Here is a 13,491-nt window from a genome sequence, read left to right as displayed (position 1 = left end):
TCTATTAAAGACTCAGCTTGCTCTTCGAGGTCAAAGCGCCATTGTTCAAACAGTTCGATGGCGTGTTGACCCGAGGTAATGCTTTGCTGCGCATACGACTCCAGTACCGCTTGGCTCACCACACACTCAATCAAGGCACCCGCTTGCTGAGCAGGAAAGCAAACCGCAGCGCGCTCTTCATCCCAATGCTGTCGATCGGGAAACAAAATCGATTGATTCATCTTTTACCCTTGTAAATTTTTACGCAGCTCGCGCAGCACCTGCTTAGTGCCTGGACGTAAACCTCGCCACAGCATAAAGCTTTCCGCCGCTTGGCCAACCAACATCCCTAAGCCATCATAGCTGACGGGCGCACCCGATTGTTCCGCCCAGGCATTAAAAGGCGTTTTGCCTGCGCGGTAGACCATGTCATACACCACTTGGCAACCTTGAAAAATGGTCGGAGATACCGCTGGCAACTCACCACTCAATCCCGACGACGTTGAGTTAATGATGACATCAAAGCCAGTCTCGACCTCTTCCAGTGAGGCGGCTTGCACCACACCAAACTCAGCGAAAAGCTCTGCCAACTGTGATGCTTTGGCTTTGGTGCGATTGGCGATCACTATTGAGTGCGGGTGCTGGTCGAGCAGCGGTTTGATCACGCCGCGCGCCGCGCCGCCAGCGCCAAGCAATAGTATTCTCGCCCCTTTCAGTACCACTTGCTGGGCAAGCAAATCTTGCACTAATCCTTCACCATCGGTGTTATCACCAATGATGTCTCCATCATCTAACTTCTTTAAGGTATTAACGGCACCGGCCAATTGCGCTCGCTCAGTCAGGCGGGTCGCAAACTGAAACGCCTCTTCTTTAAACGGTGCGGTGATGTTGCACCCCTTACCACCTGCGGCAAAGAACTCCGCTACCGCCGTTTTGAATGTGCCGATCTCAGGCTGCTGCGTTTGATAGGTTAACGCTTGGTTGGTCTGGCGAGCAAATAAGGTATGGATAAAAGGCGATTTACTTTGGCTAATGGGATTGCCAAACACCACATAGCGGTCAAGAGGTTGTGTCATGTCCTTACCTACACAAAAATAAACGGGTCAACGGTCATTGACCCTATCACTATCCCGGCCAGGATCAAGCGCTATGCAGAGATAAACACGTTACCAATCACGCGGTTTGAGGAAATCGCGATACAAAACCGCTTCAGGGCTGTCTGGCTCAATCTGATAATTGTACTCCCAGCGAGCCAGTGGCGGCATCGACATCAAAATCGACTCGGTTCGGCCACCACTTTGCAAACCAAACAAGGTTCCTCGGTCATAGACGAGATTAAACTCCACATAGCGACCACGGCGATAAAGCTGAAATTGACGCTCTCGGTCAGTGTAGGGCGTCTCTTTGCGGCGCTCAACAATCGGCAAATACGCCTGGGTATACCCTTCACCGACCGCTTTGATGTAATCAAAACACTTATCAAATGGCCACTCGTTGAGATCATCAAAAAATAGCCCACCGACGCCACGCGTTTCATCACGGTGCGGCAGATAGAAGTAATCATCACACCATTTTTTGTGCTTGGCATACACGTCTCGACCAAAAGGTTCACACACCTCTTTCGCACTGCCATGCCAGAACTGAGCATCTTCTTCAAATGGGTAGAAAGGGGTCAAATCGAACCCGCCGCCAAACCACCATATCGGCGCCTCGCCCTCTTTTTCGGCAATAAAAAAGCGCACGTTGGCATGGGAGGTGGGTACATAAGGGTTATTCGGATGCATCACCAATGACACACCCATGGCTTCAAAGCGTCGCCCGGCTAACTCTGGGCGATGGGCAGTCGCCGAAGCGGGCATCGCTTTGCCAGAGACATGAGAGAAGTTGACGCCGCCTTGCTCAAACACCGCGCCTGCTTTCATCACTCGGGTGCGACCACCGCCACCGAGCCGCTCTCCGGGTTCACGCTGCCACGCATCCTCAACAAACAGCGCTTGGCCGTCGGCCTGCTCAAGCTGCTGACAAATGGTCTCTTGCAGTGCCAACAAAAACTGCTTCACCGCCTGCTTATCGATTTCTGACATTTTACTTCCTTGCAGGGTAGGCCCTGTTTCACCACGCAGTCACTGGCTGCGTCTTCTTGGGATGAGACTCAGTGTACAAAGAATCTGCGTCGAAGACTAATCACTGCGCGGTTCAAAGTGCGCGCAAACGTTTGCTTGCTAGGGAAAACGCCGTATAATGCGCACAAATTGGCGATGTGGTTGTACTGGGTTTACGACACATCCTGTTTTTCATTCCACACAAAAGGTTGAAGGAGTTTGAGATGAAAGTCGGTATCATCATGGGTTCAAAATCAGATTGGCCAACAATGAAGCTCGCCGCGGAAATGCTGGATAGATTTGGTGTTGAATACGAAACTAAAGTCGTCTCTGCGCACCGCACTCCTCAATTATTGGCAGACTACGCCAACAGCGCGAAAGAGCGCGGTCTGAAAGTGATCATTGCTGGCGCTGGCGGCGCTGCGCACCTGCCGGGCATGGCTGCGGCGTTCACAAGCTTACCTGTCTTGGGTGTTCCTGTTCAATCACGTGCCCTAAAAGGGATGGATTCGCTACTTTCTATCGTGCAAATGCCAAAAGGCATCGCGGTCGGTACACTGGCGATCGGCGAAGCGGGCGCAGCGAATGCGGGTATTTTGGCCGCGCAAATCATCGGTACCCACGATGAGTCCGTGATGGAGAAGGTCGAAGCGTTTCGCCAAGAGCAAACTGAGACCGTCCTTGCTAACCCAAACCCAGCCGAGGACTAAACCATGCATGTGTTGGTGTTAGGTGCAGGCCAATTAGCACGAATGATGTCTCTTGCGGGCGCACCACTGAACATTGAGATCTCGGCGTACGATGTCGGCAGTGAAAACATTGTCCATCCTCTCACCCAACACGTGGTGGGCCACGGTCTTCGCAATGCCATTGAGCGTGCCGATGTGATCACGGCTGAGTTTGAACATATCCCACACGATATTTTGACCCTCTGCGAGCAAAGCGGGAAGTTTTACCCGTCAGCAGAAGCGATCAAAACCGGTGGCGATCGCCGTATTGAGAAGGCGCTATTAGACAAAGCGGGCGTTCGCAACGCCAACTACCATGTCATTGAGAGCCGGGAAGATTTTGATCGCGCGATCGAAAAAGTCGGCATTCCTATGGTGCTGAAAAGTGCCCTAGGTGGCTACGATGGTAAAGGCCAATGGCGATTGAAAGACGCCGCTCAAGCGGACAGCATTTGGCAAGAGATGGCACAATGCATCCAAGCCAGTGAGACACAAGCGATTGTGGCGGAAGAGTTTGTCCCGTTTGGCCGAGAAGTTTCCTTGGTGGGCGCACGAGCCAAAGACGGCTCAGTCGCTGTTTACCCTCTGGCTGAGAACGTCCACACCCAAGGGGTGCTAAGCCTATCGACCGCCATTTCTGACCCGAAGCTGCAAGACCAAGCGCAGGCGATGTTTAGCGCTGTAGCCGAGAGTCTCGACTACGTGGGCGTGCTTGCCCTTGAGTTTTTCGATGTCGATGGCACCCTGCTCGTGAATGAGATTGCACCGCGCGTGCACAACTCCGGTCACTGGACGCAGCAAGGCGCAGAGACCTGTCAGTTTGAAAACCACCTAAGAGCCGTGTGTGGCTTGCCGCTTGGCAGCACCAAACTGGTTCGTGAAACGGCGATGATCAACATCCTTGGCGAAGATACGCTGCCACAAGCGTTGCTGGCCATTGAAGGGTGCCATATCCATTGGTACGGCAAAGAGAAGCGTGCTGGACGCAAGATGGGTCACATCAATGTCTGCGGCGACTACAGTGGTGAGCTACAACGCAAGCTGTGTGAACTGGCCACCCTGCTCGACAGCGATGCCTTCCCTGCGGTGCATGAGTTTGCACAAAACTTCGAATCGTAATCGGATCAAATGAGTGTTGGCTCTGCGAACACTGGATTGAAAAAGGCGCTCATGGCGCCTTTTTTGTCTTTAATGACATTGTATTTGCTGTAACGCTCGGCCGCTCCGATATCGCCTTACCACTGTATAGTCTTAAATCACGATATAGTCTTAAATAGGCACTCGCCGAAAATTAAGACTGAATGGCCTGACAACGTCGAGCTGCACACTGCAACTGTTGGCCTTTTGCGCTGTGCTTTTCCACCAGCAGTGGAAACCCACACACTTGGCACTCACCACTGACGGGCGGCTGATTGACGGCAAACTTGCATTTCGGGTAGCGGTCACATGCATAAAACAGCTTACCAAAGCGAGATTTACGCTCGGTCAGCTGACCTTGATGGCATTCAGGGCAGGCGATGGCGACGTTGTCCTCACTCGGCTCTGCAGGGGCATCGATCGACTCAATGTGGTGACACTCAGGGTAATGACTGCAACCGACAAACATCCCATAGCGACCTTGGCGCAGCACCAACTCATGACCACACTCAGGACATGGCACACCTAACTCTTTAACGATGTGGCCATCATTTTGATGCAAAGGTTTGATGTAATCGCATTGCGGGTACAAGGTGCACCCCAAGAAAGGACCATGTTTGCCATGGCGCAGCGACAGCTCCCCCGCCAAGCCTTGAGCTTGGCATTTCGGGCACGCCTGATGTTCTAAGGCGTGCTCGTGGGCAGAAAACAACTGATGGTCGATTTTATTACTCATATCACTTAGGGTCGCAAAGCGACGGTATCAGTGCAAGATACCCTGCTCTTTGGTGTAAAGAAGCTCTTCCATAAGCGTGTATTCATTTTCATTGCCCGGTACATTAAACAGCACCATTAGGACAATCCACTTGAGGTCATCAAGCTCAAACTCATCGGTTTCGAGCCCCATCACTCGGTCAATGACCATCTCACGTGTTTCCGCCGTCAACACGCTCACTTGCTCTAAAAACATTAAAAAGCCACGACACTCAAGGCTGAGGCGGTCGCACTCTTTGGCGGTATAGATACGCGTAGACGGAGACGAGGTACTGACAGAGATCGCTGAGTGCGCTTCCGTTTGCTGGAGCGCCGCCAACTCTTCTAACCAGACCAGGGCCTTATATATGTCTTTCTGATGAAAACCAGCGCGAAGTAACTCTTCTTCTAGCTCATCTTGGTCGACCTGTAACTCTGCATCGCTATGGATGTAGGTCTCAAACAGATACATCAAAATATCCATCATCATAGCTAGCCCCTCCCCTTTAAAATGTAGCCACCGGAAACTGCAACAACGTGCCCTAAAAGCTCGAGCTCCAAGAGCTGCATCATGACATCCTGCACGGGTATATGGGTCCGCGATGCTAAGATATCAACTGGTGTAGCCTCATTACCTACGTTAGCTAACAGCTCGGGAAATGGCAATTCTTCTTTGCTCACTTTCGTCGCTTCTTTATCGTTAGGAGATAAAAGCGCTCGGAAATGCGAGCAGCTCGGCGTCTGGGTGCGTGATTCGCTCTGTTTATCCGCCTGTTGCCGCGACCACGCCAGCAAGCTGTCGAGCTCGCACATGATGTCCTCAACCTCTTGAACTAAGCTTGCCCCTTGTTGAATTAAGCGGTGGCAACCCCTGGCATAGACTTGATGAATAGAGCCGGGAATGGCAAACACTTCACGGCCTTGCTCAAGGGCATAACGCGCGGTAATTAATGAGCCGCTTTTCTCGGCCGCTTCCACCACCAGCACGCCCAGCGATAAGCCACTGATAATGCGATTGCGGCGAGGAAAGTGATCCGCCTTAGGTTTGGCCTGCGGATGCAACTCACTGACCAACGCGCCTTGCTGAGTGATACGCTCTGCCAGCGCTCGGTGGCGAGCAGGGTACACTTCGCCAAGACCACTGCCGAGCACCGCGACCGTCTCTCCGCCCGCTTTCAGCGCGCCATCATGGGCATAGCCATCGATGCCGAGCGCGAGTCCGCTGGTGATACACAGCCCCTCTTTGACCAACGCACTGGCAAACTCTCTGGCGAGCGAAAGCCCATCCTGACTGGCATTGCGACTGCCCACCATAGCCAATTGCGGTAAGTGAATCGCCTCAAGCTTGCCTTTGACAAACAGCACCGCCGGCGATGCTGGGGCGTTGGCGAGCAGTGGCGGATAGTCACTCGCGTCACGGGTGACGATATGGTGATCCGCCTCGCGCTCGCGCCAAGCCAAACACCAATCCACCTCTTTTTCTGCGCGCCGCTGAATATACTCCACCTGATGCTCACTCAAGCCAAACGCGCGCATCTCGTCGCTCGAACTGGAGACAATCTCGTGCGGCTCGGCCACCTTTAGCAAACGCTCAAAGGTCTTCGGACCAATTCTGGGCGTAAAATAGAGCGTCAGCCAAGCGCGCAGCTCACGCTCTGTCATCCTTGCTCCTTACCCTGTAGCTCTGCGTCCACAACGTCTTCAGCGGACTTAAGCGTCGCCAGGGGTGAGCGCAAACGGGTTTCAGTGGCAATCGGCTGCTCGCTCTGAGTGACCAGCGCCAAGCTAAAATCTTGATAAGGACGAATCACCATCAAATGCCCAATGCGCACATCCGGCAATTGCTGCACCTCTTGCCTAGCCAATACCCCTTGGCCAGCTTTGGCCACCTTGTGACCCGGCTGATAGAGGTCGAACATACTGCCTTGACGTAGGGCATCGCGCGCGCCGCGATCGATGACCACCACTTGATGCTTGCCCACATATTGGCTGCCTTCCAGCGACCCCAAGATGGACGCATCGATGACCTTAGGTGAAGGCTGGGGATAAAAGCGTTGACTGAAATCAGACTGAGCCTCACGCACGGGCAAGGCGATGTCTTGCGCGAGAATTTCCTGCGTTTGTTGGCGAACTTTGAGCGCCATCATGTCCGTATCGCTCGGCGCCGCAGGCTCATCCGCAGACTCGGCGACCGCGATTTTTTTCAGCGCAATGACGCGCTTATCATCGCGTGTGAAGGTGGTCATTTTGCGGTAAATATGCCACTCACCTTGCACTTGCTGCCCCATGACATAGAGCAGTTGTTGCCCGGTGAGGTATTGCAAGCCATTGCTCGAGCCAATCACCTTGGCGCTCTCTGCCAATAACGACTCGTCAAGCAAGAGATCCGATTCTAGGTACGGCAACACCCACTCTTCACGCAGCGTCGGCAGCGCTTGTTTATCAAGCTTTCTGACTTTCGGGCTCAGTTTGTGCATCGGTTTCACCGTCAGAACCGGCTCACCATTGCGCCAAATCAGATTGAGCTTGTCACCGGGATAAATCAGGTGAGGATTATCAATATCGGGATTGACCTGCCATAGCCGTGGCCAAAGCCAAGGGCTATCGAGGTAGAGCGCCGAAATATCCCATAAGGTATCGCCTTTGACCACGACATACGTCGTGGGCGCATCGGGCTTGAGGGTTAACACCGACGAGACAGAGAAAGGAACCCAAGCTACCCACAAGGTCATCACGCAGAGAAGTGGCCTGCGCCAACTGGAACACCGTTTGAAACTCACCATCACCTAAATCCTTGGTTATCTGAAAGAAACCGCTGCTCAACTTAGGTGTGTGTGCTCAACATTGACACCGAGAGTGGCAGGGAAAATGCGTAATGATGCTGTCATTTAGGTTATAAAATGTCTAGAATTGAGCCAACAAGCTTTACCCTGATTCGGCACAGTTCAACATTTTGAGTGTATATGTCTGTATTACAAGTATTAACATTCCCAGATGATCGCCTTCGTACCGTGGCTAAGCCCGTAGAGAAAGTGACGCCTGAGATTCAAAAACTCGTCGATGACATGATTGAAACCATGTACGACGAAGAAGGAATTGGTCTTGCGGCCACCCAAGTCGATGTTCACCAACGTATCGTGGTGATCGACATTTCGGACACCCGTGATGAGCCAATGGTGCTTATCAATCCAGAAATCATCGAGAAACGCGGTGAAGATGGGATTGAAGAGGGCTGCCTATCGGTGCCTGGCGCACGCGCTTTAGTGCCTCGCGCAGCCGAAGTGACAGTCAAAGCGCTCAATCGCGATGGTGAAGAATTTACCTTCGAGGCGGATGACCTACTGGCGATTTGTGTTCAGCACGAACTTGACCACCTAGAAGGCAAGCTCTTTGTCGATTACCTATCGCCACTGAAGCGTAAACGCATCCAAGACAAACTGGCGAAGATCAAGCGCTTCAACGAGAAACAATCCGCCGGTAAGTAAGCGTATTACTGAGAAAGAAAAGATAAGGAACGTACCTTGAGCAAACCACTTAAGATTGTTTTTGCTGGTACTCCGGACTTCGCCGCCCGTCACTTGGCGGCGTTGTTGTCTTCGGAGCACGACGTCATTGCCGTGTACACCCAACCCGACCGCCCTGCAGGTCGCGGTAAAAAGCTCACCGCGAGCCCAGTCAAACAGATTGCCCTTGAGCATGACATTGCGGTCTACCAACCGGAAAACTTTAAGTCTGAAGAGGCCAAGCAAGCGTTGGCGGATTTAGACGCCGATTTGATGGTCGTCGTCGCGTACGGTTTGCTGCTGCCGCAAGCGGTATTGGATACGCCTAAACTTGGCTGTATCAATGTGCACGGTTCGATTTTGCCACGTTGGCGAGGCGCAGCGCCGATTCAGCGCGCCATTTGGGCGGGCGATGAAGAAACCGGCGTCACCATCATGCAGATGGACATTGGCCTCGATACTGGCGACATGCTCTCCATCGCGCGCTTGCCGATCGAAAGCAGTGACACCAGTGCGTCCATGTACGAAAAGTTGGCCGATTTAGGCCCAAGTGCGCTATTGGACTGCCTCACTGACATCGCACAAGGCAGCGCCGTCGCCACTAAGCAAGATGATGCCCTAGCCAACTACGCCAAAAAGCTTAGCAAAGAGGAAGCCCGCATCGATTGGAATGACGACGCTGAGCACATTGAGCGCTGCGTGCGCGCGTTCAACCCGTGGCCAATGAGCCACTTTGAAGCGGCCGATAACAGCATCAAGGTGTGGCAGAGTCGCGTGGCGGAGCACACCACAGACCAAGCGGCGGGTACCATTATCCAAGCAGACAAAACTGGCATCTATGTCGCAACAGGCAAAGGCGTATTAGTCCTTTTGCAACTGCAAGTGCCGGGTAAAAAAGCCATGTCGGTGCAAAATATTCTCAACGCCCGAGCAAGTTGGTTCGAAGTGGGCTCGGTACTGAGCTAACCCTTCACACCCTGTCATTGCGCTGCAATGAATCACGTACATTTTGAGGGCAGAGATGCCCTCCCTTATTTAAGGTATTGATTATGAATGTTCGCGCTGCTGCCGCTAACGTTATCTTCCAAGTGGTCGACAAAGGTCAATCACTCTCGCATGCGCTGCCTGCCGCGCAAAAGACAATCAAACCGCGTGACCACGCTCTGCTGCAAGAGATTTGCTACGGCGCTTTGCGTTACTTGCCGCGTTTGGAGTCTATTGCCAACGAATTGATGGATAACCCGCTCAAGGGCAAAAAACGCGTTTTTCACCATTTGATTTTGGTGGGGATCTACCAACTGAGCTTTATGCGTATCCCTTCGCACGCGGCGGTCGCGGAAACCGTGGAAGCGACCAAAACCTTGCGCGGCCCAAGCCTGCGCGGTTTGATTAACGCAGTGTTGCGTAACTACCTACGCAATCAAGAAGAACTGGATGCCTTTGCGACCAGTCACAATGCCGGCAAGTATGGCCACCCTAACTGGCTACTGAAGCTGCTGCAAGAGCACTACCCACAGCAGTGGGAGCGCATTGTTGAGGCGAACAATCAAAAAGCGCCGATGTGGCTGCGCGTCAACCGCCAGCACCACACCCGCGATCAGTACATCGCTTACCTGAATGATGAAAGCATAGAATTCACACTTCACCCCGAGGCCGCTGACGCCATAAAATTGGCCAAACCTTGTGATGTGACCCTATTGCCCGGCTTCGATCGCGGTTGGGTTTCCGTGCAGGATGCCGCCGCACAGTTGTCTGTCGATTACCTTCAGCCACAAGAAGGGGAGCTGATCCTCGACTGCTGCGCCGCGCCAGGTGGCAAGACGGCACACATTCTTGAGCACACGCAAGACACCGAAGTGGTGGCGATTGATGCCGATCCTACTCGCCTGAACCGCGTGCATGACAACCTCGAGCGATTACAATTGAGAGCCGATGTGATTTGCGGCGATGCGCGCTACCCACATCAGTGGTGGCAAGGTGAGCAGTTTGACCGTATTCTACTCGATGCCCCTTGCTCGGCGACCGGTGTGATTCGACGCCATCCGGACATCAAATGGCTGCGCCGCGCTGATGACATTGAAGCGCTGTCAGCGTTGCAGAGTGAAATCCTAGATGCCATGTGGCAACAACTGAAAGCGGGCGGTACCTTAGTCTATGCCACCTGCTCGATTGCGCCGCAAGAGAACGTTGAGCAGGTGCGCGCTTTCCTCTCACGTACGTCCGATGCACAGTTGATCGGCAGTGAGGAATCTCAGCCTGGCCGACAAATTCTTCCAGGTGAAGAGGACATGGACGGCTTCTATTATGCAGTTTTGAAAAAAAAGCGGTGTGAAGAAAAAGCGGTAGGTCTTAAGTCAAGCAACACGCCGCAATAAACAAGGACAGTGCGCCCCGCCATAGGGGCGATGACGACGTTCAAGAGAGCAAAAGATGAAGATCATTATTCTCGGTGCCGGACAAGTTGGCGGTACATTGGCAGAAAACTTGGTGGGTGAAAACAACGACATCACTATCGTCGACAAAGACAGCGACCGCCTACGTGAACTGCAAGACAAGTACGACCTGCGCGTGGTCAATGGTTACGCTAGCCACCCTGACGTGCTGCGTGAAGCGGGCGCTCAAGACGCCGATATGTTGGTGGCCGTGACCAATATGGATGAAACCAACATGGCCGCCTGCCAAGTGGCCTTCACCTTGTTCAACACACCAAACCGCATTGCACGTATTCGTTCGCCCCAGTATCTCGCCGAGAAAGAAGCCCTGTTTCAATCCGGTGCCGTACCGGTCGATCATCTGATTGCACCAGAAGAGCTGGTCACCAGCTACATTGAACGTCTGATCCAATACCCCGGCGCCTTGCAGGTGGTCAGTTTTGCTGAGCAAAAGGTCAGCCTAGTGGCCGTTAAAGCCTACTACGGCGGCCCTTTGGTCGGTAACGCCCTCTCTGCGCTGCGTGAACACATGCCGCACATTGACACCCGCGTGGCGGCGATTTTCCGTCAAGGTCGCCCTATTCGTCCGCAAGGCACCACGATCATCGAAGCGGATGACGAAGTCTTTTTCGTTGCTGCGAGCAACCACATTCGCTCCGTCATGAGTGAGTTGCAGCGGCTTGAGAAACCCTATCGCCGAATTATGATTGTCGGCGGGGGCAACATCGGCGCCAGCTTGGCCAAGCGTCTGGAACACACCTACAGCGTTAAACTGATTGAACGCAGTTATCAACGCGCAGAACGTCTCTCTGAAGAGCTGGAAAACACCATTGTCTTTTGTGGTGACGCCGCCGATCAAGAGTTGCTCACCGAAGAGAATATCGACCAAGTCGATGTCTTTATTGCGCTCACCAACGAAGATGAAACCAACATCATGTCCGCCATGCTGGCCAAACGCATGGGCGCGAAAAAGGTCATGGTGCTGATCCAACGCGGTGCCTACGTCGATTTGGTCCAAGGCGGTGTGATAGATGTGGCGATTTCGCCGCAGCAAGCGACGATTTCTGCGCTGCTGACGCACGTGCGCCGTGCTGACATTGTTAACGTCTCTTCATTACGCCGTGGCGCGGCAGAAGCGATTGAAGCGGTGGCACACGGTGACGAATCGACCTCGAAAGTGGTCGGCCGCGCGATTGGTGAAATCAAACTGCCTCCAGGTACCACGATTGGTGCCATTGTTCGCGGTGAAGAAGTGCTTATTGCACACGACAGAACCGTGATTGAACAAGATGACCACGTGGTGATGTTCCTTGTCGATAAGAAATACATCCCTGACGTGGAAACCCTCTTCCAACCGAGTCCGTTCTTCCTGTAAGGGGACGACCTTATGGTGAATTTTCGCCCGGTTCTATTCGTCATTGGCCTCGTGCTCTCTAAGCTAGCGCTGTTTATGTACGTGCCGACGCTGGTGGCGTTTGTCACCGGCACTGCAGGCTTTTTGGAATTTGGTCAAGCGGTGCTGATCACCCACTTGGTCGCCTTTGTCTGCTTGACGATTGGCCGAACTCGGCACTTTCGCCTGAGCGTGCGAGACATGTTCCTCATCACCAGTTTGGTGTGGACGATTGCCAGCGCATTTGCCGCCCTGCCATTTGTGTTCATCAATCACATCAGCTTCACCGACGCCTATTTTGAAACCATGTCGGGCATCACCACCACAGGTTCAACGGTCCTCAGCGGGCTCGATGAGATGGCGCCGAGCATCTTATTGTGGCGCTCGATTTTGCAGTGGCTTGGCGGCATTGGCTTTATTGTTATGGCGGTCGCCGTCTTGCCGATGCTCAATGTCGGCGGCATGAAACTGTTTCATACCGAATCCTCTGATTGGTCAGACAAAAGCAGCCCGCGCGCCAAAACCGTGGCGAAAAACATCGTCATCGTCTATCTGACCCTCACCGCCCTTTGCCTGCTCGGCTACTTGATGACGGGCATGACGCTATTTGAAGGGATCAACCATGCCTTTACCACCTTGTCCACGGGCGGCTACTCGACCTCTGACGGTTCGATGAACCATTTCTCCCATGGCGCGCATTGGGTGGGCACACTCTTTATGTTCTTGGGCGGGTTACCGTTTTTGCTTTTTGTCTCCGCGCTGCGCAAACGCCGTTTGAATGAGCTCGCCAGTGACGCGCAAGTGCGCGGTTTCACCCTTTTGTTTCTCGCCAGCAGCGTGATCATTGCCAGTTGGTTGGTGGTGCGTGATGGCTACGCGGTGGCGGATGCGCTGCGAGTCTCCATGTTTAACATCGTCTCGGTGGTCACCACCACCGGGTTCGGCTTAGAAGATTTCACCGCCTGGGGCGCGCTGCCGACCACCTTGTTTGCCTTCTTAATGATGGCGGGCGCCTGCTCGGGTTCCACCTCTGGCGGCATCAAGATCTTCCGTTTTCAAATCGCCATTACGCTGCTCAATAAGCAGATGATGAAACTGATTCACCCATCTGGGGTCTTCGTCCAGCGCTACAATCAGCGCCCAGTCAACGATGATATTGTGCGCTCAGTGGTGGCGTTTGGTTTGATGTTCTTCATCACCATTATTTTCATTGCAGGTTGCTTAAGTGCACTCGGCCTTGACCCTATCACCAGCATTTCTGGTGCGATTACCGCAGTCGCCAACGTCGGCCCGGGCATGGGCAGTGTCATCGGCCCCACCGGCAATTTCGCTCCCCTGCCCGACACCGCCAAGTGGTTACTCAGTTTTGGGATGCTGATGGGGCGACTAGAAATTCTCACCTTGCTCGTGTTGTTCTTCCCCGCCTTTTGGCGCCGATAGGCACTCGGCCTTCCTCTGTGGGCT

At 53.4% G+C, this 13,491-nt stretch carries 14 protein-coding genes; 7 read left to right on the top strand and 7 right to left on the bottom strand.

Annotated features, from left to right (window positions below):
- The 3 genes from AC6R1O_RS15525 to hemF form a co-directional block, all read right to left on the bottom strand.
- Positions 1-221: DUF1488 family protein (locus AC6R1O_RS15525; protein WP_500657335.1), on the bottom strand; the 221-nt coding region annotated here is incomplete at its 3' end.
- Positions 222-224: 3 nt separating this feature from the next.
- On the bottom strand, positions 225-1,055 hold the full coding sequence (aroE, locus tag AC6R1O_RS15520; protein ID WP_500632950.1) for a shikimate dehydrogenase: 831 nt from the start codon (positions 1,053-1,055) through the stop codon (positions 225-227).
- Between the two features lie 90 nt (positions 1,056-1,145).
- Positions 1,146-2,063: an oxygen-dependent coproporphyrinogen oxidase gene (gene hemF / locus AC6R1O_RS15515; protein WP_500632951.1), complete on the bottom strand. Its 918-nt coding sequence runs from the start codon at positions 2,061-2,063 to the stop codon at positions 1,146-1,148.
- 242 nt (positions 2,064-2,305) lie between these two features.
- On the opposite strand from hemF, the gene purE reads away from it, so the two are divergent.
- Both purE and AC6R1O_RS15505 read left to right on the top strand, forming a co-directional pair.
- Positions 2,306-2,791, top strand: a complete 486-nt coding sequence (purE, locus tag AC6R1O_RS15510; RefSeq protein WP_334555486.1) for a 5-(carboxyamino)imidazole ribonucleotide mutase — start codon at positions 2,306-2,308, stop codon at positions 2,789-2,791.
- A gap of 3 nt (positions 2,792-2,794) precedes the next feature.
- Positions 2,795-3,928 (top strand): 5-(carboxyamino)imidazole ribonucleotide synthase, encoded by a 1,134-nt coding sequence (locus tag AC6R1O_RS15505; RefSeq protein WP_487903321.1) that lies wholly within the window; start codon positions 2,795-2,797, stop codon positions 3,926-3,928.
- Between the two features lie 172 nt (positions 3,929-4,100).
- On the opposite strand, the gene AC6R1O_RS15500 is transcribed toward AC6R1O_RS15505, so the two are convergent.
- From AC6R1O_RS15500 to AC6R1O_RS15485, 4 genes are read right to left on the bottom strand one after another with little or no spacing between them, the layout of a single operon-like run.
- A complete protein-coding gene (locus tag AC6R1O_RS15500; RefSeq protein ID WP_334555488.1) occupies positions 4,101-4,682 on the bottom strand; it encodes a DNA topoisomerase family protein in 582 nt (193 codons plus the stop codon).
- 27 nt (positions 4,683-4,709) lie between these two features.
- Positions 4,710-5,189: a DUF494 family protein gene (locus AC6R1O_RS15495; RefSeq protein WP_334555489.1), complete on the bottom strand. Its 480-nt coding sequence runs from the start codon at positions 5,187-5,189 to the stop codon at positions 4,710-4,712.
- 2 nt (positions 5,190-5,191) lie between these two features.
- The gene (dprA, locus tag AC6R1O_RS15490; protein WP_500632952.1) at positions 5,192-6,361 is read right to left on the bottom strand and encodes a DNA-processing protein DprA; all 1,170 of its coding nucleotides are present in this window, start codon (positions 6,359-6,361) and stop codon (positions 5,192-5,194) included.
- Positions 6,358-7,482 (bottom strand): LysM peptidoglycan-binding domain-containing protein, encoded by a 1,125-nt coding sequence (locus AC6R1O_RS15485; protein ID WP_500657334.1) that lies wholly within the window; start codon positions 7,480-7,482, stop codon positions 6,358-6,360. The genes dprA and AC6R1O_RS15485 overlap by 4 nt, the downstream gene beginning before the upstream one ends.
- A 180-nt stretch (positions 7,483-7,662) precedes the next feature.
- Between AC6R1O_RS15485 and def the strand changes: the two genes are divergently transcribed.
- From def to AC6R1O_RS15460, 5 genes are all read left to right on the top strand, one after another.
- Complete coding sequence (gene def / locus AC6R1O_RS15480; protein ID WP_487903324.1) at positions 7,663-8,184, top strand: peptide deformylase; 522 nt, start codon at positions 7,663-7,665, stop codon at positions 8,182-8,184.
- A gap of 36 nt (positions 8,185-8,220) precedes the next feature.
- A complete protein-coding gene (gene fmt / locus AC6R1O_RS15475) occupies positions 8,221-9,168 on the top strand; it encodes a methionyl-tRNA formyltransferase (RefSeq protein WP_500657333.1) in 948 nt (315 codons plus the stop codon).
- A gap of 83 nt (positions 9,169-9,251) precedes the next feature.
- Positions 9,252-10,577, top strand: a complete 1,326-nt coding sequence (gene rsmB, locus AC6R1O_RS15470; RefSeq protein WP_500657332.1) for a 16S rRNA (cytosine(967)-C(5))-methyltransferase RsmB — start codon at positions 9,252-9,254, stop codon at positions 10,575-10,577.
- 55 nt (positions 10,578-10,632) lie between these two features.
- Positions 10,633-12,009 (top strand): Trk system potassium transporter TrkA, encoded by a 1,377-nt coding sequence (gene trkA, locus AC6R1O_RS15465; RefSeq protein ID WP_334555495.1) that lies wholly within the window; start codon positions 10,633-10,635, stop codon positions 12,007-12,009.
- 12 nt (positions 12,010-12,021) lie between these two features.
- A complete protein-coding gene (locus tag AC6R1O_RS15460) occupies positions 12,022-13,467 on the top strand; it encodes a TrkH family potassium uptake protein (RefSeq protein ID WP_500628969.1) in 1,446 nt (481 codons plus the stop codon).
- Positions 13,468-13,491 lie beyond the last annotated feature (24 nt).

This window comes from Vibrio sp. R11-SG3-ISO3-SZ (genome assembly GCF_059834345.1).
Note: the sequence above shows the minus strand (reverse complement) of the source record. Positions and strands in the feature narration are given on the sequence as shown.